The sequence below is a fragment of the Chryseobacterium suipulveris genome (assembly GCF_022811685.1).
Classification (GTDB): domain Bacteria; phylum Bacteroidota; class Bacteroidia; order Flavobacteriales; family Weeksellaceae; genus Kaistella; species Kaistella suipulveris.
The window spans coordinates 335,317-355,959 of sequence record NZ_CP094532.1 but is presented as its reverse complement, the minus strand read 5'-3'; the positions used below and the strand labels follow the sequence as shown (position 1 = coordinate 355,959).

General features: G+C 41.0%; 11 protein-coding genes. All 11 read right to left on the bottom strand.

The annotated features are described in order from the left end of the window. Nucleotides 1-91: 91 nt before the first annotated feature. On the bottom strand, nucleotides 92-994 hold the full coding sequence (locus MTP09_RS01740; protein WP_243550073.1) for a GYDIA family GHMP kinase: 903 nt from the start codon (nucleotides 992-994) through the stop codon (nucleotides 92-94). A 6-nt stretch (nucleotides 995-1,000) separates the two neighbouring features. Further along, entirely contained in the window at nucleotides 1,001-1,876 is an 876-nt protein-coding gene (fabD, locus tag MTP09_RS01735) for an ACP S-malonyltransferase (protein WP_243550071.1), read from the bottom strand. 154 nt (nucleotides 1,877-2,030) lie between these two features. Then, on the bottom strand, nucleotides 2,031-3,977 hold the full coding sequence (locus MTP09_RS01730) for a LysM peptidoglycan-binding domain-containing protein (protein WP_243550070.1): 1,947 nt from the start codon (nucleotides 3,975-3,977) through the stop codon (nucleotides 2,031-2,033). A gap of 37 nt (nucleotides 3,978-4,014) precedes the next feature. Further along, nucleotides 4,015-5,601 (bottom strand): bacillithiol biosynthesis cysteine-adding enzyme BshC, encoded by a 1,587-nt coding sequence (gene bshC / locus MTP09_RS01725; protein WP_243550068.1) that lies wholly within the window; start codon nucleotides 5,599-5,601, stop codon nucleotides 4,015-4,017. A 217-nt stretch (nucleotides 5,602-5,818) separates the two neighbouring features. Continuing rightward, nucleotides 5,819-6,073: an endonuclease domain-containing protein gene (locus MTP09_RS14490; protein WP_396022262.1), complete on the bottom strand. Its 255-nt coding sequence runs from the start codon at nucleotides 6,071-6,073 to the stop codon at nucleotides 5,819-5,821. 190 nt (nucleotides 6,074-6,263) lie between these two features. Then, nucleotides 6,264-8,192, bottom strand: a complete 1,929-nt coding sequence (locus MTP09_RS01720; protein WP_243550066.1) for a putative porin — start codon at nucleotides 8,190-8,192, stop codon at nucleotides 6,264-6,266. An 86-nt stretch (nucleotides 8,193-8,278) separates the two neighbouring features. Continuing rightward, nucleotides 8,279-9,829, bottom strand: a complete 1,551-nt coding sequence (locus tag MTP09_RS01715) for a RagB/SusD family nutrient uptake outer membrane protein (protein WP_243550064.1) — start codon at nucleotides 9,827-9,829, stop codon at nucleotides 8,279-8,281. A gap of 18 nt (nucleotides 9,830-9,847) precedes the next feature. Continuing rightward, the gene (locus MTP09_RS01710; protein ID WP_243550061.1) at nucleotides 9,848-12,814 is read right to left on the bottom strand and encodes a SusC/RagA family TonB-linked outer membrane protein; all 2,967 of its coding nucleotides are present in this window, start codon (nucleotides 12,812-12,814) and stop codon (nucleotides 9,848-9,850) included. A 273-nt stretch (nucleotides 12,815-13,087) separates the two neighbouring features. Next, nucleotides 13,088-14,680 carry a RagB/SusD family nutrient uptake outer membrane protein gene (locus MTP09_RS01705; protein WP_243550060.1) on the bottom strand — a complete coding sequence of 531 codons (1,593 nt, stop codon included), beginning with the start codon at nucleotides 14,678-14,680 and terminating at the stop codon, nucleotides 13,088-13,090. Nucleotides 14,681-14,690: 10 nt separating this feature from the next. Then, nucleotides 14,691-17,570, bottom strand: a complete 2,880-nt coding sequence (locus MTP09_RS01700; protein WP_243550058.1) for a SusC/RagA family TonB-linked outer membrane protein — start codon at nucleotides 17,568-17,570, stop codon at nucleotides 14,691-14,693. Between the two features lie 296 nt (nucleotides 17,571-17,866). Further along, on the bottom strand, nucleotides 17,867-20,623 hold the full coding sequence (gene infB / locus MTP09_RS01695; protein WP_243550056.1) for a translation initiation factor IF-2: 2,757 nt from the start codon (nucleotides 20,621-20,623) through the stop codon (nucleotides 17,867-17,869). Nucleotides 20,624-20,643: the final 20 nt, after the last annotated feature.

Below are 20,643 nucleotides of genomic sequence, written 5' to 3'. Positions count from 1 at the left end.
TTTAGTCATTAATGAAGTTTAATGACGACTTAAAATTACTGATATTCATCAGATTTTGCAAGAAAAAGAAATGGCTGTACCGAACTGTCTGTCAACCAATTAAATCATCCCATTCAAAAATGGCAGAAAATCCTTTCCCCGAAAAATAGTCCTGAAAGCCGGAAAATTTTCTACTCAGCACAAAATCTCCGCCCCACGCTCCGAGTGATTTGACAAAAACAGGACAGTTTTCGAAATATTTTTCTTTGACTGCAGTGATTCCTAGAAAAGCAGAAAGTTTACGCTCGTGAATTCCCATTAATTCAGAAAATTTTTCTAAATCTTTGCAGTTAAGTAGCTCTTTTGTAATGTTTGAAAATTCTTCGATCAACGTTGCAGATTTTTCTTTCGAGCGGTACAGATTAATTCCTTCGCGGCTATCTTGTTTTTGATTTAAATGAATGAAAATCAAGTCGTTTCGAAAATCAGGATTGAACACGACTTTCTCTATAAATCTTTCGTTTCCCGAATTTTGGTAAAGGATTGCGGATTTTTCTTTGGCAACTGCGATATCGTAACCACTTCCGCCAAGACTAATTTCATTGAGCCGAAATGGATCAACTTGCGCCCACTCTGCAAGATTATTCATTAAAGTCGAACTGCTTCCCAAACCAAAGTTGGCGGGAAACTGCAAGTTGGTTCGGAGCAGATAGGAATTGTTTCCTTTAAATCTGATCGATGAAAGCTGCTGAACATTCTTCAAAACCTTCAGGATAAATGCTGCTTCGGGAATATTGGCATTGATGATTTCCCAGTTTCTGTATTCGATCTGTACGTTCAGCCAAAGACTTTCCTGATGGAGAGCGATCCAGGAGATGTGAGAATTCCCGTCTTCAATTTCCTCAAAAAAAAACTCCTGCCCCAGTTTTGTGGGAAGAGCAAGAGCTAAAGCACCGTCGAGAACGGCATATTCTGAAGTGAGCAATAATTTTCCGGGTGAAAAAATCTTACCCATTTTTCTTTAAATTGCTGATGAAACCAGAACTTCACCATCGATTTTCTTGATCAATCCCTGAAGCGTTTTTCCGGGACCAACCTCGATAAAGGAAGTTGCTCCTTTCTTGATCATATTCTGTACAGACTGCGTCCATTTTACGGGACCTGTCAATTGTGCGATCAAATTTTTCTTGATTTCCTCCGGATCGAAAACCGCGGTGGTTGTGATGTTTTGGTAAACATCCATCGTTGGTTTGTAGAATTTCGTTTTGTTGATGGCTTCCGCTAATTTTTCCTGAGCGGGCATCATCAACGGCGAATGGAAGGCGCCGTTCACTGGTAGAAGAAATGCACGTTTCGCTCCTGCTTCCTTCATCTTTTCACACGCAAGCTGAACCGCTTCGGTATCTCCCGAAATCACAAGTTGACCGGGACAGTTATAATTTGCAGGAACTACGATTCCCGGAGTTTCTTCACAGATTTTTTCAACGGTTTCATCGGGAAGTCCGAGAATTGCCGCCATCGAACTCGGATGCGCGTCACAAGCTTCCTGCATCGCTTTTGCACGTGCGGAAACAAGCTTTAACCCATCCTCAAAAGTGAGAACGCCATTGGCAACCAACGCAGAAAATTCTCCTAAGGAATGTCCCGCAACCATTCCCGCTCCAAATCCGTTCACCGCTTTCAATGCGGCAACCGAATGAATAAAGATGGAAGGTTGTGTAACCTCGGTTTTTTTCAGGTCTTCATCAGTTCCGTTAAACATGACGGAAAGGATGTCGAAACCTAAGATTTCATTGGCAGATTCCATCAGATCCTTAATGTCTTTGCGGGAATCGAACAATTCCTTTCCCATCCCGACAAACTGTGAACCCTGCCCAGGAAATACAAGTGCTTTCATATATTTTTCAGATAAATATTAAACTTTAAATTTAATTTTATCAATTGTGTTTTTTATCAAGATCTAAGTCAGTCTCTTAAACTTTAAAAAAATAAACTGAATTTGATTACCCCGTTCCTAAAGGGAGCAAAACCAGGTTTTTTTCTACTAATCCTTACGGAACAAGCCGAACCACTCGGTATCCTTTGTTTACGTATGCTCCGTTTTTGGTTTTTTCAAACTCGAATTTGGTTGCCAACTGCGTCTGAACTTTGTTCATTTGTTTGAAGATTTCACCTTTCTTGTTTTCGCGGCTCAACATATCGTTCACCACATCAAATCCAATCACGGAATATTTTGATGGAGTTTTACAATATTTAGTTTTGAACGCTTCAAGAATCTCCTTCTCAAAATCCCCGTCGGTATTGATTTTTCGGTCCATGATATACACCAGATTCGCTTGGCTTAAATCATCTACTTTCTTCTCAAACGCCGGTGAATAATACATACTGAATGCCTTAATTCCCTCTACTTCTTTCGAAACCGCGATCATTCTCGAAGCAAAAGCTTCACCCGCTGCATCAGAATTGTTGGCTAAAATTGCAATAACCGGAGCAGACTGACCAGTCATCATATTCTTGTCCGGCTGAATGTCTAACGCTGAATTTACCACTAAGATCTGTGGATTCTTCAAAGTTTTTTCCAGTGCCGCCTGTAAATAATTCGCTTTTGATTTGTCGGCATCTGCAACGATATAGATTTTCTGATCAGAGAAAACGTCTTTTACCTCCTTCACAATTCGGTCTGCATAAACCTGCTCGTTGGTTTCGATAATCACAAGATTGGAATACGGCAGCAAATCTTCGGAGTTAGCAAATGGCGCTACAACGGGAATTTTTTTCTCTTTAACGTAGCTCAGAACCTCCAAAACATTAGATTTGAAGAATGGCCCGATAATCAAATCGGTATTGTTCTGATTGATTTGTGTTAATGAGTTTTTGAAACTGCTTTCGTTTCCGGCATCGATCACTTTTACATCGAGCTTCATCCCATTCTTCACATTTCGCTCAATCGCAAGCTTTGCTCCCGAAAGAAAATCAAGAGAAAGGTTTCTGTAACGCGAATCGTTGCTGTCGAAACCAAACGGAAGCATCAGAACAACATTCAGCGCATCACCGGATTTTTTCACATAGGCAGCGTCGAGTTTTTTGATTTTGAGCACCATTCCCGATTTTAAACCTTGTGAAAGATTTGGGTTAAGCGCAAGCAACTCATCAAGGGAGACACCGAACTTATTGATAATGCCAAAAACAGTATCACCATCCTGCACAGTATAAGTCACATATTCATCCGACGTGGAAGTTGATGTGTAAGTGTTGGTTGAAACCGGCTGTGAAGCAGTCGTAGTTGTGGTTGTTGTAGTTTGAGTAGTGGTATTCCCACCTTTGATTTTGATCACATCTCCCGGTTGCAAACCTTTTGCTTCGAGTCCCGGATTCATTGCGAATAGTTCTTTCTGAGTGATATTGAACTTACGGCTGAGTTTGTAATAGTTATCTTTCGGCTCTACAACATAAGAGTTTTCGTCAACCGATTTTACAGTTTCGGTCACCGTTTCGGTTTTGGTTACTACGGTTTTTGTCTCTTTGACAGGTTCGGAAACCGTTGCTACTACCGCTTGATTTCCGCCAAATTTCTTGATATTTTCTAATGGCAAAGTAACTTCGTCGCCGATTTTCATGTGCGAATCCAATTCGGGATTCAGCTTTCGAAGTTCGGCTTCAGAAATTTGGTATTGTTTGGTAATTCCGTAGATGGTTTGTTTCGGCTGCAAAACGATTTTGCCCAACTGTTGGGAAACAGTTTTCGCGGGAGTAGATTTGGGAGTTTCTGCAACTGCAGGTTTTGTTGGCTGCGAAGTTTTGTTCACTACCAATACATCGCCGATTGCAATTTTTCCGTCCTTTACTTTTGGGTTCAGCTTGAGGAGTTCGTCCAAACTCATCCCGTATTTTTTCGAAATATTATAAGGATTGTCTCCTTTTGCAACCGTATGGGTTTTCTGGGCAAAGACTGCCGAGAATACGATTAAACCCGATAAAACAAAGATTTTTCTGATCATCTTTTGCATAATAATTTACAAAAATAATGCTTTAAAATTAAATCGAAAGAATTATTAATTCCAACTTTTCAACATCCATTTCCGAGTAACAATTTTGAAGCCATTCCCTTCCGAAATCTGCATAAAACACCGAAAAATTATAGACTCTTTCTTGCCAGGATTTCCCTGGATGAATCTTCAGGAAGAGGTTTTCAATACGCTCGAGTTTTTCCTGCTGTTTGATTTTTTCTGCTCGGAGGAGGCGTTTCTTCATTCTTTCAAAGGATTTCAGCTGCCTTGCTTTTTCAGCGTTCACTAAATTCCCGAATGTTCTGTCGGTGAGTTCCGCTTTCCCCGAAAGTTCGTCGAACTGGCTGGCTAAAGAAGTTTCCTGTCGCTCCAGAAGTGATTGGATCTCATTATTTTCCAACAAAATTCCGTTCGTTACCGATGCGAAATTCCTGAAGTAGTCTTTGATTTCCAAACCTAAATTTTTAGTTTTGGTTAAAGTCTTTTCTTCAACAAAAAGCAGGGAGTTCCTCGGAATCAAAACTGGAAACGGGAGATTCAGCTTATTAAAATAGTTTTTCAGTTCAAGCCAATACATGATTTCGGCATTTCCGCCGATGTAGCCGAGATTTGGCAAAACCGTTTCCTGAAAAACCGGCCGCATCAATGCATTGGGACTGAATCTTTCAGGATGGTTTTCGAGTTCGGAAAGGATTTCATTTTCTGAAAAAGAAATTTCGGTATCCACGATCTGATATTTCCCTTTGGAAAACTCGATGCGGTTTCTGGTTTCGGTCAAATAGAAAAGATTGATTTCACGCGGATTTACTTGTACTTTTCCGTATCTGTTTTCAAGAAAATCCACGGTGTTCTTCGTGGTTTCAAGTAATTCCTGATGAAGAAGTTCGTTCCGAAAAACCTGCTTCATTTCACTTTTTAGATCGCGTTCATTACCATCGATGACCATCAATCCGTATTCAGCAAAAAGTTCCTGAACTAAATTTTTAGTTGAAGCAGCTAACGATTTCCCTTTCGAGTAAGCGCGCCTCATCATCAGAATCAACTCCGTTCCAAACACTGAATCCTTAAATTCCTTCTCAAATTCAGAGATAAAGAAATCATCCTCGAGCAGAATTCTGCCAACGACTCCACCCGATTTTGCTTTAGTTTCGTAATAGGAATTCCGTGTTTTAAAATGGTTGATTTCTTCAAAATCGTGATCTTCGGACGCCATCCAAAAAATGGGAACAAACTTATTATCTGGGAATTTTTTACTTAAAAGCTCCGCAGTTTTTATGGTTTGCAAAATTTTATAAACAAAGAAAACAGGCCCTGAAAAAAGGTTCAGTTGATGACCTGTCGTAAGGGTAAAAGTGCCTGAATCCTGCAAATCGTCGAGATTCTGCCTTTGTTTTTCACTTAAAGAGAAACCGCTGTACTGATTCTTTAAGACCGAAACAAGAATCTTTCTCTTTTCCGCTGAATACGACTGTGCTTTTAACGAAATCTGTCTCTTTAAATTGTCATCATTAAAAAGCTGCTCTTCAAAACCAGAGATCTTTGACTGCAGAAAATCCTTGATCAGTACAGGAATACTTTCAATTTCGGTGAACGGTATGGTGGTGATTTTTTTCAAGATTGGATTACAAAACAGCTAATTTAAAACTCTAAAACGAAATGTGAAAAATGTTGTTCATTTTTCTTTTTGGTTTCCCAATTTTTAGAGATAAGTTTTTCTTAATCAGGAAATTTTCTTTACCCCGTCCCTAAAGGGAGGAAAATTTCCTTCGATCCCGTCACGCAACGAAGTCAGATTTACTTTGGAAACGGAATTTCCTCAAAAAACCAAAAATTCAACTCCCTTTAGGGTCGGGGTAATTTGGATTTTTGGTTTTTAAGCTGATTTCTTCTGCTTTCAACTCTATATTCTTTAGGACAAAATCGATGTTCTCGAAAATCTCTTTGTTTGTAAACCGTAACACTTCCAAGCCGTTCGAATTTAATATTTCAGTCCTTTCCTTATCTTTTTCAATTTGCTCCTGTGAAGAATGATAGTCGCCATCCACTTCGATCACCAGCTTCAATTGATGACAATAGAAATCGGCAATATAAAGACTTACCGGATGCTGCCTTCTAAACTTGAAGCCGTTAAGTTATTGGATCGTAAATGTTCCCATAAAATTTCCTCCGCCTCAGTTGGATTGTTCCTCATTTTCCACGCCTTCCCAAAAGATTCCCTCGGCGCACCCTTCCACATTCCATCGTCATAATTTGGCTTAAATTCTTCATGCCACAATTTTAACTGAAAAGATACCAAACAATTCCCAAATTCAGGCGAAAATCGTAGAGCGGGTAATTCGGTACGGTGAAGGAACGGTTTTTCATAAAGGTCGTGTTCAGATGCTGCGCTTCGATGAAGAAGAACATCCGCTTTACCTTCATATTGAAATAAACGTCGCCAATCGGCTGTCCGCCGATGGTTTGTGAATTCGTTCCCGGCAAAATAAATTCATTGAGGATCGGAAAAAATTCCCTCGAAGCAAATTTCGTGAAATAATAGAGTTTGATTCCTGCCTGAACTTCTGCTGCATTTTTAAACATTTTCGACTGCCAGAAAAAGTTGGCCCTCCCGATGAAGTTCGGCATCGGATAAAGATCTTTATTGCTTATCGCGCTTTGGAACAGCAGTTTCGGATTCAGGTGAAACTTGCCATAACTGAAAGTCGCCTCACCGCCGATCTGCGAAATATTGAGGGACGACCCACTTTGTTGCGGTTTCGCGTGGGAATCCAGATAAGTGTAATTATCAATTCGGAAATAGTTGGCAAAGACTGAACTTTTAAACCATTTCAGGTTTACATCGCCACCAATTTCGGTGATGGTTTCATTTTTTGGCTGATCGAGAAAATAATTGAATTTGCCATAAACAGAAGGATTCATCAACAAATTGAAAGTTGGCGATGCCGTTTGAAAATTCACTTTTGCATTGACGAAATAATCTTTGATCGGCTCAAATTTCAACAGGTTTTGGGAACGGAGATAAGTTCCGAAATGATTACCATTTGAAAACTCCAAGTTTGCATTCAGTTCAACCTTTTCCCAAAGGTTGATCAGAAGATTTCCGACCGCGCCAATTCTGTTTTCTGTCAATTCCTGCGGGTAACCGAATGCGGCAGGAAACGCTGTTCCTACTCCCAACTTGATCAGCTGATGGCGAACTCCCCCGTCGAGTTTAAAATTTTTCTGATCAAACAAAACACTCACGGTGTTGCTCAAATTTTCAGAATATTTCTTTGAAGACAGCGGGTAATCAACCAATTCCGACTGATCGGCGAACCAATACGATTCCGGGGATTGTTGGCCGTAGTAATACTTGTTTCCCTGATGAAAAATGGTGTGGCGGATTTTAAACGGAAACTTTTCCGATGCAAATGGCCGAAACTCGTGGCTGAAAAAATACCTTCGGTAAGAAAACCGAGAGTTGGAATTCGCAAGATTTACCGGCAGATTCAGTCGGTTGTTGAAATTGCTTCCGCCATTCAAAAACAAGTCGATATCGGCAATCCCTCCATTCTCCTGATTGTTTACATTTTGGTGGATGTAGTGAGCGAACGCTTCATACTTCCCATTTTTAGAAGTGAAATGACCGGAGAAAACAATATTGTTGTTCGCCGACAAATTGTGCAGGTATTTCCCGAGTGACCTCAAACCCATATACTCCACCGCAAAGTTGAAATTCTTCCCGATATTCTGGGTATAAGTGGACTGCAACGCTGCACCGGTACTCACGGAGTTGTGGTAGATGAAAGTAGTGGTCGGAGTTTTTACGTCGTAATATTTGATATCATTGATTCCGAGAATGAAAAATGATTTCCTTGTAGGGAGCAGGGATAAATTCTGTTCGGTATTCACCTCGTAAACTAAGGGATTAAAACCCTCACCAATATTCGAAAACTGGATCCTCCCAAAATTGTCGCGGTTGTTGTATTGGGTGAAAATAAAGGTTTTGTCGTAAGAAAGTGCGGTATCGAAAATTTTCTTTTCAGAAAAGCGGGTTTGGTATTGATAGTCGTTGATGGTCGGTTTAAAGATTTTCAGGGAATCTTTGTGACCAGTGTCTATTACGAGTGTATCTCCGGACTTAACCCTGTTGGAATCGGTTTTGTTTACGACCTGCGCGTGAAGGATTGAGCCGGCAAACAATAAACATAACAGAAGGTATTTCATTTTCTTTCTTTGGTGTACAAATGTAAGAAATATGGGGAAAATAAAAACCCTGCCGAAGCAGGGTTGATTATCTAGTTTCAGGATTATTACCAACCAGGATACTGCGTAAGGTTTGCGTTACTATTTAAAGCTCCCTGTGAAACCGGAATAACGAATAATTTATCATTAGCCGGGATGGAGCAAGTCGCACAGTTAGAAGGTCTTTCTAAAGGCAGATTATACCTTTTGATATCGTGAAATCTCTGACCTTCGCCGTAAAACTCTTTGCTTCTTTCTGCAAGAATGTCCTGAAGCAAATCTGTTCCTGTATATAAAGAACCGTTTCGGCTTGCAGCGAATGCGTTAAGTTCTGTAAGAGCAAGCGCATTTTGTCCTGTAAGATATAACGCTTCAATTCTGTTAAGGTAAGCTTCGGAGAATCTAAGCATTTTGATATTTCTCAAATAACGCCCTTCTTTGGTAATTTGCGGGTGTTTATTTGTCCAATAACCTTTGGGACTGTCAGCAGCCGGAACACCACTTTGCGTCAGTAAACTTGAAGCCGATACAGGACCTCTTCTTACATCTGTTGCAGCAAAAGAGTTATAGAAAGTTTCATTAAAAAGAAAAGCTTTCTTAGAATCTAACCGGTAGTAGTAAGCAGGGATCGCAATATTAGCCCCAATACCAGTTCTTAAGGCAGTCTCAGTATTTACATCAAGTTCCCAAACGGTTTCGCGGTGATTTTCGGCACCGGGAATCGTATAGTTGAGTGTTTGCCCCTGGCAAGTTTCCGTAGCTGGAGTATCAATATCTTCCATTCCTGCAAAATACTGTTGGTATTTGGTTGGGTTTGTTGGGGAAGTAGTGTTACATGGCTTCACTTTAGCTGTCGCATCAATTGGTCCGTAAATTCCTGGAGAATTATTAATGATATCATTAGAAAGCTGAAGTGCCAAATCTGCATCACCTGCCGCTCTTCTTGTAAGATACACTTTAGATAATATTAGTTTTGCTGCAGTTTGGGTAAGGATTACTTTTTTCCCTTCGGATGCACCATGAGCAATACCTTCTTTTAAATCTTCGATAATCTGGTCATATACCTGTGCTACTGTAGCTCTCGCCGGTTGGATATTAACATCATAATTCCCTAAAACTAACGGAACACCAAATTCCTGATTCTGTCCTGAGGTTGGTGTAGGAGAATAGAATCTTACCAAAGTAAAGTATGCAAAAGCTCTTAGTGTTCTTGCTTCAGCTTTTTGGCGTACTACATTTGCGGTGGATGGGACAGAAGTGTTATTGATGACAAGATTACACTTGCCAATTGCATCATACAAGGTACCGTATAACCCCCCAAAATCTCCTTGCTGACTTGCGTTGAAGTTATAATTATACGTTGCCAGGAATGACGGGTTAGTATTAACAAACATATTATCGCCCATCAAATCACCAAAAATCATCGCTTTTGTTCCGTAAACATTCACTGAACTGAGCGAAATGTAACCTCCATTAAGCAACATCTGCAACTGAGATTCTGTCTGAATGTCGTCTATTGCATCTGCATAGGGCGGAAACATTTCTAATTCCCTCTCACTACACGAGTTATTCGTGAGGGTAAGAACTAATGCAGATAATATAAAAAAATATTTTTTCATTGTAATTTATTTTTGTTATTAGAAGCCGATTTGAATTCCCATAGAAATAGTTTTGAGTACCGGTGAAGAATACCAATATCTTCCTTTTCCTACCCATGACCAGGAGTTGGAAGTTGATTCCGGATCATAATTCAAATCTTTATCGAAAACCCATGTCAACAAGTTAGTTCCTCTTAAATAAACGGTAAGATTGTTGAGCCCGGTCGCTTCTTTAAACTGGCTACCGAAAGAATAAGCAAGACGCATTTCTTTCAATCGGATATGATCACCTTTATTGATAAATCTTGATGATTCCAGTCTTGATTGACTTGGGTTGTTGAGAATTGCTTTTGGATTATTCTGGCTGTAGTTTTCTGCGCCCGGAGCATCTGTCCAGCTATCATACAGTGCATCTGTAATCTGGTTTCTGTTCGGGAACCGTCCATCGTGAATGGTATAAGAATGTACCCCGTTCTGTACATAAAAATCGAACTGACCAGAAAGCATGAAGCTTAAACTTACATTTTTATACTTGAATTCATTTGTTAAACCAACATTATAAGTCGGGAATGCGTTTTTACCCATCCAAGCTTTTTCTGCCTGTGTTTTAACATTGGTAACATCGGTCTGGGTTCCGTCTGTATACCACAGAGCGTCCCCAGCTTTAATTCCTTTACTAGGATCGTCCTGCTGAGCTACACCCGCCCATAACCATGTATAATATTCTCCTAACAGATGTCCCGGAGCCATTGCAACCAACTCATTACTTCCATCAGAGGTATCACCACCAAATTCAACCAAATCCACGTTAAGTTTTTCTACAATAGATTTACCATAGGATCCATTAGCATTGATTGACCATCTGAAGTTGTCAGTTCTTACGGGGATAGCATCAATTACCATTTCAAAACCTCTGTTGCGGATGTCTCCTACATTTCCAAAATAAGAGTTAGGTCCTCCTGCTTCTAAAGCAGGATAAATCTCGAAAATCGCCTTACTTGTCAGCTTATCATAATAATCCATTGAAAACTTAAGACGGTCATTAAAGAAACCAATATCTGCTCCTACATCAAGGTGTGCTGCTTCTTCCCAACCTAAGCCTGGGTTTCCTGGGGAACCAATTCCTCCATTCCCACTTGTTTCACCCCAACCACCGGTAGAATTATAAGTAAGAGTTGGATATGCATTATACTGTAATCCCCATTGATCAGCATAAGGTATATTTCCTAAAATACCGTAGCTTGCTCGCAGGTTTAATGTTGAAAAAGCTTTTGGTGCAAATGTTTCGTTCATCACATTCCATGAACCTCCGATTGACCAAAAATTACCGAATTTTTCTGTTCCCAGTGTAGAGTTACCATCCCTTCTAAACTGTGCAGAAAGGGTATATTTTCTGTCGAGTGTATAGTTCAAACGCGAGAAATAGGAAATCTGCTTCCATCTGTAATCTATGTTGGACAAACGCTGATTGTCCGCAAAACCAAAATATGGTCTTGGATCATTCATGGTTAAAGTAAATCCGTAAAGATTATCGTAATAATGGTCTTGATATTCCATTCCCAAATACGCCTGAAGGTCGTGTCTTCCTGCGAAAACATTACGGTAACTTAAGGTATTGGACCAGTTCCAGTCGAGGATAGTGGTTCGCGCATCACCAAGAAAACCTTGATCGTCCGTCATTCCAATATAAACCGGATGTCCTTTTGCTCCCCACTGCAGTTCTTTCATAAATTGTGCCTGAACACCATAAAGTGAATTAAAGTAAACATTTTTCACAAACTGGTAATCCATATTAACAGATCCGATGATGGAGTTGATACTTGATTTTTGGCCAGTGTTCTGAAGAATAGATACTGGGTTAAAGCCTTTCGTCATTTCATTAGCATCAAGCGGCCACGATTCCTGGTTGAATTTTCCGTCGATATATACTGATCTCCATGGTGAAAGCATAATGGTAGAAGTAACCGGGTTAGCAGAAGCTCTACCTCCAAAATAGGTCCTTCTTTTAATATTTGAATAATTCAAATTAAGACCAAATTTCAGTTTATCAGAAGCTTTATGATCTACCGCCGTATTCACACTGATTCTGTCAAATGAAGATGACTTTACCAAAGGTTCGTTTTGATAATAAGATCCTCCAATTCGGAAAGAAGTATTCTCCCCACCTCCGCTTGCCGCGAAGTTATACGTGTTTACCATCGAAGTAGATCTGTTGACTTCTTTTGTCCAGTTAGTAAAATTACGGCTTTGCTTAATCGGCTCCGTATCCGGAATATAATTATTCAAATAATAATCAGTTGCGTCCTGCAGCGTATTGAAAGTGACACCTGGAAGTGCAGCCGTTCCTTGCGAGTTCCACATCAAAATCCCCCCATATTTCAAATATTCGTCACCGTTCATCAACTGCATTTTATCATGCGCACGGCTTTGCACTCCTGTTTCTGTAGAAAACTCGAATCTACTTCTCTGGTTATACCTTCCTTTCTTTGTGGTAATCAAAATCACACCGTTTGCACCTCTGGAGCCATACAGTGCAGTTGCGGATGCGTCTTTCAGCACCGAAACACTTTCAATTGCATTGTTATCAATTGAAGAAAGCGGGTTCCAGGACTCCATCATGGATGCGTTATCTGATCCTTTTCCAACTACCACACCATCAATCACATAAAGCGGGTTTGGTGTTCCAATCATTGAACTCACCCCTCTCACCGTAATCATATTGGAGGAACCTGGGTCACCACTAGCAGATGAAAAGTTGAGCCCGGCAACACGACCATTCAATACCTCATCCACTGATGAAAACGGAGTAGATTCGAAATTCGCCTTGGAAACCACATTATATGAACCCACTTTCTGTGCGGGATCCAGCTTGATACCACCGATCAGGACTACTTCCTGAATCTCAGTAGTTTTAGTCGCTGTATCTCTCTTTGCTTTTTGAGCCATCACTGTATGGCCTGCAAAAAACAGAACGCCCATACTTAAAACTCGTAATTTTACATTCATATTAACACTATTTAATATTTAATGCGACAAATATGTTGATTTTTTTTAAGATATGCAACTTGAATTTGCAGATATGGAACATTTTTTTGAACTCTTTAGCGCATCTTTACCAAAACAGAGGAAATTTTGTAAAATTTGAACTGATCGAAGACGGCAAGAATTATTCCCAAAAAGAGGCAATAGGAGCCAGCCCACCAAATAAAAAAACAAACCGCGCCAGAAGACGCGGTTTGTAAAAAATTTAATTGATATTCGTTTTGATTGATATCTAAATTAATAACCAGGGTTCTGCTGTGCAGCAAGAACTGGATTTGAGCTGGTTTCAATTGTTGGAATTGGCCAAACAAATTTGAAATCAGAATAAGGAATTGCAGGCACATCAGTTGGTTTGATCACATAAGGTGTTCCAATTTGATAGTCAGCCCATGTAGGGTTTTGTCCGTTACGGTACTTCGCAGGAATTCCAGCAATTGGTGCGAGATCATCATGTTGGAGACGCTGAATGGTGTTCCATCTTTGACCTTCGCCAAGAAACTCGATTCTTCTTTCCAAAAGGATTGCTTTCACAGCATCCGCAGCAGTATTAAAAGCAGTATACTGCTCCGTTGCAGGATTTGCAAGAGATCTGTTTCTCACAGCGTTTAGATCTGCCAAATAGGTAGCATCCCCCAATCTTGCTTTTGCCTCTGCTCTGTTCAATAATACCTCAGCATATCTGATAAGTGGCGACGCATCGGTCAAAGTCGAAGTGTCCTTGTACTTGTTTGTCAGTAAGAATTGTGGCTGCGATGCAGCGTTAGTCACTGTTCTAATCAAGTTAGGTCCTCTTCTTTTATCGGTTGCCAACCATCCTGGCTGATTCCAGATGATGGGGCTTACCGCGATAAGCGCTCTACCGTTGTATTGTGAAGGCAACGCTCCGTTTACCCCCGGATTGTTTGTTGCAGAATTCTCTAATGAGAAAATACTTTCAGTATTTCCATAATTGTTCGCAAATGGTCCGTTTGGATCAGCTGTCAATGTATAAAGTCCATTTAGTTTGTTAGCTTCAGTAATCACTTTAGCATAGTCACCTTTGGTCATATAAACTCTCGTTTTCAAAGCGATAGCTGCTTCTTTAGACGCATACACAATACCATTCTTTACAGATCTGGTTGTTTTGGAAGCCGTCAAAGATTCCGCCTGATCAAGGTCGGCAATAATCTGAGCATAGTTCGAAGCAACCGATCCACGACCAATCTGTGAATTCTCGTCAATTGACGCTAGAGTGTTGCTTGGTTTCAATAGATACGGCATTCCCATATGCGATGCGTCAGGAGTATGCTTGTAAGGTCTAGAAAAGAAATTGTTCAATTCATAATAGCTGAAAGCTCTGAAAAACAATGCTTGACCGATATAGTCGTTTCCTTCCGCTTGAGAGATAACACCATTCTGAATCGCTTTACCTACCCCCTCGATTACAAGGTTTGCACGGTTGATTAACTTGTAGGTATCTACCCAGTAATAAACAGTATTTAGGGCACCTGAAGGATCCCACGTTCCTGTATAGGTAATTGCATAGAAAGCTGCTGTATTCACCATATCTTCCCCACGCATATCGTTCTGCTGGAAAATAGCAGCTCCAAAGAGATACCCTCTTCCCGATTGAGAAGGGTTCTCAAAGTTATACATACCAACCTGAGCCGCTTGATACATACCATTCACCGAAAGGATGATATTTTCCTTAGTTGAAAAAGCTGCATCTTCACTGATCTGGTTATAAGGTTGTAATTCGAGTACATTTTCTCTTGTACACCCTGTCAATGCCATTAAGGCAACCATTAAAGGAATAAAAAGAGTTTTCTTTTTAATATTAAGTATTTTCATATGATTTTTTTTAGAAAGTTGCATTGATACCTAAAGAAACCGTTCTCTGTCTTGGTACAGCGTTATAGTCCATACCATTGATTTCCATTTCAGGATCGATTCCTTTGTATTTTGTGAACATGAAGCTGTTTTGTACTACTCCGTACACTCTGAGTTTTGTAAGATAAACCGACGACAACATACTAGTAGGAAGTGAATATCCTAATGTGATGTTATCAATTTTCACGAAATCGCCTTTCTCAACAAATCGAGAGTTAACTACACCATTTAGGTTGATGAAGTTTCCACGACCTCCGTGTAGTTTTGGTGTCCAGCCGTCTCCAGGGTTGCTCGCACTCTGCCATCTACCCAAAATTTCAGTACCGTTATTGTAGAAATCCTGGTTCAGCATCTCTCTTCGCGACACATTGAAGATGTGGTTACCACCACTGAATCTCGCCATGATTCCTAGATCAAAGTTACCATACTTAAAGGTGGAGTTAACAGCCCCATAGTACGTTGGCAAGATATTTCCAAGAATTTGTCTGTCGTTGTTTGTCAGGGAAGATTGAGCTCCCAGTGTTCCAGGGTTTGCAGGATCAAAAAGGTAGTATCCTTGGTTTGCAATATTTGCCTGCACCAATGAACCATCAGCTTTGTAGTACACAGGGTTACCGTTTGCTGGGTTTACTCCCCAATATTGGTAACCATATAAAGATCTAAGCGATTCGCCTTCTCTGATCAAATAAGCAGTTTCACCAAATTGTGACTGAATGATGTCTTTCCCATCAACAAGCGCCATTACCTCATTCTTAATAAAGGTAACGTTTCCTGAAAGATTCCATGAGAATTTCTCAGCTTTTAAGATGTCTGCATTTGCACTGAATTCCCAACCTTTGTTTTGCATTCTACCAATGTTCTTGTTTACAACACCGCCAGGAATCCCCAAGAATCCAGGCACAGGAACTGCTAGGATTAATCCGTCGTTATCATTGATGAAGTAATCTGCCGTTAAAGTAAACCTGTTGTTCATGAAACCGAGATCAGCCCCGATATTTTTCTTGGCACTTGTTTCCCACATCAACTGGTCGTTACCAGCTTGTGAATATCCAATTCCGTTATAATCTGCATATTTGAATGGGCTATATAGACCTAAATATGCATAGTTTCCAATTTCGGTATTACCGACTTTACCGTAAGAAGCTCTAAGCTTAAGGTCAGACAATGTGGTATTTCCTTTCAAAAAACTTTCGTTAGACACCGTCCATCCTAAGGAAACTCCTGGGAAATTACCCCATTTGTTAGCCGTTGGTAATTTAGAAAGACCGTCTCTTCTGATCGTTCCCTGAATGAAATATTTGTTTGCGAAGTTATAGCTTAGACGAGCTGCGTATGAAATCAACCCGTTTTCAGCTGCTCCACCGCCTGAATACTGAGTTCCATAAGAACCGGTAATTACGTTAATATCCCCAAAGAAATCGGATGACAATCCTTGTCCATCAGCGTAGAAGTTGGTAGATCTTTGCTTTTGGTATTCATTAACCAAAACTAAGTTGAAATTATGGTCACTGAATGATTTATTGAACGTCGCAATATTCTGGATGTTCCAACGGTCAAGATTCAAATAGTTATTGTCAATGTAACCGCCTCTTGAGAAACCGTCTCCGTGTACCCTGTTCCAGTATAGGAAACCAGTAGTAACTGAACGGTCTTTACTTACCTGCAATTTGTAATCTAACCAGCTGGTGATTTTTAAGTCTGCAGCAACACTTCCGATAAAACGAGAAAGATTTGACTGGTATTTGTTATTTCTTACTATATATGCAATGTTTGTAAGATCACTAGTGATTGGAATAAGGTTTTGCCACTGACCCACCCGGCTTACTGTACCTTGCGTATAGATGTTATAACCGGTTGGTGTTGCAGGGTTATAAATCGGCGTGTTCGGCAATTGTCTGATCGCACTGAACATCGCACCAGAAATCGCGTTGTAATTGTTATTCAAACCTTTATATTCAGTTTCTGAATATGACATATTGGTGGTCAATTTCAAGAAATCAGTTACTTTCTGGTCTGCATTCATTCGGATAGAAAGTCTTTCCATTCCATTTGGCATGATAACCCCTTCTTGATTCGTGTAACCTAATGATGTATAGAAGTTTCCTTTACCAAGTCCTCCAGTCATTGAAAGGAAATGGTCGGTTTGAGTACCTGTTCTCAGCACCGCTCCCTGCCAATCGGTGTCAAATTCATTTCCTCTTGCCCAAACTGTCCCTGCTGCTGCAGCTTTTTCGTTTGAGATGGTTATGAAGTCAGGTGTATGAAGAAGATCAATTTTCTTCACGACATTCGCAATACTGAACTGATTGTTGTATGATACAGAGAATCTTCCGCCTCTACCTTTTTTGGTAGTAATCAAAATTACCCCGTTCGCAGCACGAGATCCGTAAATTGCAGTTGCAGCACCATCTTTCAAAACGGTCATAGTCTCAATGTCGGAAGGGTTGATATCTCCTAATGCGTTGGCATAAGTATTTCCACCTCCAGTATCACCAGAAAACATAGGAACACCATCGATTACATATAGCGGCGCAGTTCCAGAACTAATGGAGTTTACCCCTCGAATTCTTACAGTTGGCGCACGACCAATATCACCGGTACTGTTTACAACTTGTACACCGGTTGAGCGGCCTGCAAGCTGAGCTTCAAAGGTTGGCGTATTCAAGTTGGCGATTGCATCTCCCTTCACCGTACTTACAGACGAAGTAACGTCTGATTTTCTCTGGGTTCCATACCCGATTACAACAACTTCGTCAATTTGCTGAACCCGCGTCGTATCGACTTGAGCCGATAAACTTTGGGCGGCAAAAAAAGCTGCTCCAATGCTTAATACTTTTAATTTCACGTTCATATTAACACTATTTTAATATTTATCGCGCAAATATGTTAAAAATAATTAAGAAGACAAAGTTTCCAGCCCGAAAAACATTATTTACGATTACAATAAAGTTGCGGCATTAACATTTATAAAAACTATTAAATTAAAAAAAACTTAAAAACATCATCTGCTTTTTTGTTTTGTGTTACAAAGCCGCATAAAAAATTGAACTATCGCAATTTCAAAATTGCTATTTAGAATAATTATAAATTACATCAAAATAAAAAAACCTGCAAAAATGCAGGTTCTTTTCTATATTCATTAAAGTCTTATTTCAACTTTTTCTTTACGGCTACTTCCTCATATACCTCAAGAATGTCGCCGATCTCGATATCGTTGTATCCTTTGATGTTCAGACCACATTCGTAACCTTTGGTCACCTCCTTCACATCGTCCTTGAAACGTTTCAAGCTTTCGAGCTCGCCGTCGAATTTCACAATTCCGTCGCGAAGCAGTCTGATTTTGGAGTTTCTGGTCACTTTTCCGGAAAGCACCATACAACCGGCGATGGACCCCACTTTCGAAATCTTGAATACTTCACGGATCTCCACATTACCGATGACTTGCTCACGGATTTCCGGCGAAAGCATTCCCTCCATCGCTTCTTTTACGTCGTCAATTGCCGCGTAAATTACCGAGTAGGTTCTGATTTCGATTTCTTCCTTGTCTGCCAAATCTTTCGCGTTTGCACCGGCTCTTACGTTAAAGCCAATCATGATCGCGTCGGAAGCTGCAGCTAATAACACGTCGGATTCGGTGATCTGACCCACTCCTTGGTGGATGATGTTTACGCTGATTTCCTCGGTTGACAATCCTTGTAGCTGATCGGAAAGTGCCTCAACCGAACCGTCCACGTCACCTTTAAGGATGATGTTAAGTTCTTTGAAGTCGCCAAGTGCGATACGTCTTCCAAGTTCGTCGAGTGTAAGGTGTTTTTTGGTTCTGATGGATTGCTCACGCTGCAACTGCTCTCTTTTTGTCGCAATGGTTTTCGCTTCTCTTTCGTCGTCGAAAACGCGGAATTTGTCTCCCGCAGTCGGCGCACCGTCCAACCCTAAAATGGTTACCGGAATCGATGGTCCTGCTTGCTGCATCTGCTTTCCTCTTTCGTCGAGCATTGCTTTGACTTTACCGTGGTTTTTCCCGGCAAGTACGTAATCCCCGACTTTCAAAGTTCCTGCCTGAACCAACATTGTAGTTACGTAACCTCTTCCTTTATCCAAGGATGCTTCGATTACTACACCATTTGCATTTTTGTTTGGATTGGCTTTCAGCTCGAGCATTTCTGCCTGAAGAAGAACTTTCTCCAAAAGCTGGTCCATATTGTTACCGAATTTCGCTGAAACTTCCTGTGACTGCACATTCCCTCCCCATTCTTCAACAAGGATGTTCATTGCGGAAAGTTGCTCACGAATTTTGTCCGGATTCGAGTTGGGTTTGTCAACTTTGTTGAGTGCGATGATCATCGGAACTCCTGCAGCTTGCGCGTGGGAGATCGCCTCTTTCGTTTGCGGCATCACGTCGTCATCGGCTGCAATCACGATAATTACAATATCGGTGATCTGCGCTCCTCTCGCTCTCATCGCGGTAAACGCTTCGTGACCAGGAGTATCGAGGAAGGTAATTCTCTGCCCGTTTTCCAGTTTCACGTTGTATGCTCCGATGTGCTGCGTAATTCCTCCGGATTCACCGGCGATTACGTTGGTTTTTCTGATATAGTCGAGAAGGGAAGTTTTACCGTGGTCCACGTGTCCCATTACGGTCACAATTGGTGCTCTTGGAACCAAATCTTCTTCTGCATCCGGTTCTTCTTCGGCTACTGATTCTTCCAGATCGGCATCGGCGAATTCAATTTTGTACCCAAATTCGTCCGCCACAAGTAACAGTGTATCAGCTTCCAAACGCTGGTTCATCGTTACCATCACACCGAGTGAGAAACAAGCCGAAATCACTTCGGTCGGACTCACGTTCATCAAACTTGCCAATTCACCTACGGTGATAAATTCGGTTACTTTCAGAGTTCTGTCGGCTGCATCGAGTTCCTGCTGTAATTCGTCCTGCTCTCTTCTGAAGACTCTTTTTTCTTTTCTGTATTTCGCCCCTTTGTTTTTACCTGCTTTGCTGGTCAGTTTTTCAAGGGTTTCTTTAATTTGGTTTTTAACCTGCTCGTCGGTCAGTTCTACCGGCATTGTCGGCGCATTCCTTCTTCCTGTTCCTCTTCTGCCTGCATTTCCTCCCTGTTGCTGATGTGGTCGGTTTCCGCCTTGTCCAGATGGCCTGTTTCCTTGTCCGCCTTGATTTTGCTGAGTTCCCGTACCGGCCGTTCCCGGTTTTTCGATGCGCTTTCTTTTTTTCTTCGCACCTGGTCCGGTTGTTTTCGGCTTGTTGAATTGGGAAAGGTCAACCGTTTGTTTTAAGATTTTCGGCCCGTCTAATTTTTGGTAAACGGTTTCTATTTTCTCAGGTTCCTGATTTTCAGGTTCAGTAGTTACAGTTGGTTCAGGAGCAGTTTCCTTCGCCACCGGAGTTGTTGGTTCCGGAGCAGCAGGAGTTTCCTGTTTTTCTTTTTTGGCCGGTCTTGGCTTATTTCCCTCGATTTGGGAGAGGTCAATCTTATCCAGAACCTTGAATTCCTGTTTTTCATGAACAGGTTCTGCCGGAGTTTCCTTCACAGGTTCTGCCGCTTCTGGCTGTTCTTGGACTTCAGGTTTTTTTGGATCCAAATCGATTTTGCCCAAAACTTTTGTTTCAGGTTTAATGCTTGCTTTTGCACGGATCACTTCCGGTCTCGATGGCTCGATCTCCAGCTTTTCTTCCGGAACTTTGGTAATCACCACCTCGTGCGAAGCTTTCTTCTGTTCGCTGTCTTTCGCAAACTCAGCTTCCAAAGCAGCATATGCCGATTCATCCAATTGCGCGTTCGGGTTACTTTCCACTTCGATCCCCTTCTCCTGCAGGAAATCCACAAGACGGTTCATCGAAATATTAAATTCCTTTAACGCTTTGTTTAATCTAATTTTGGGCATGTATATTCTATACTTTTATT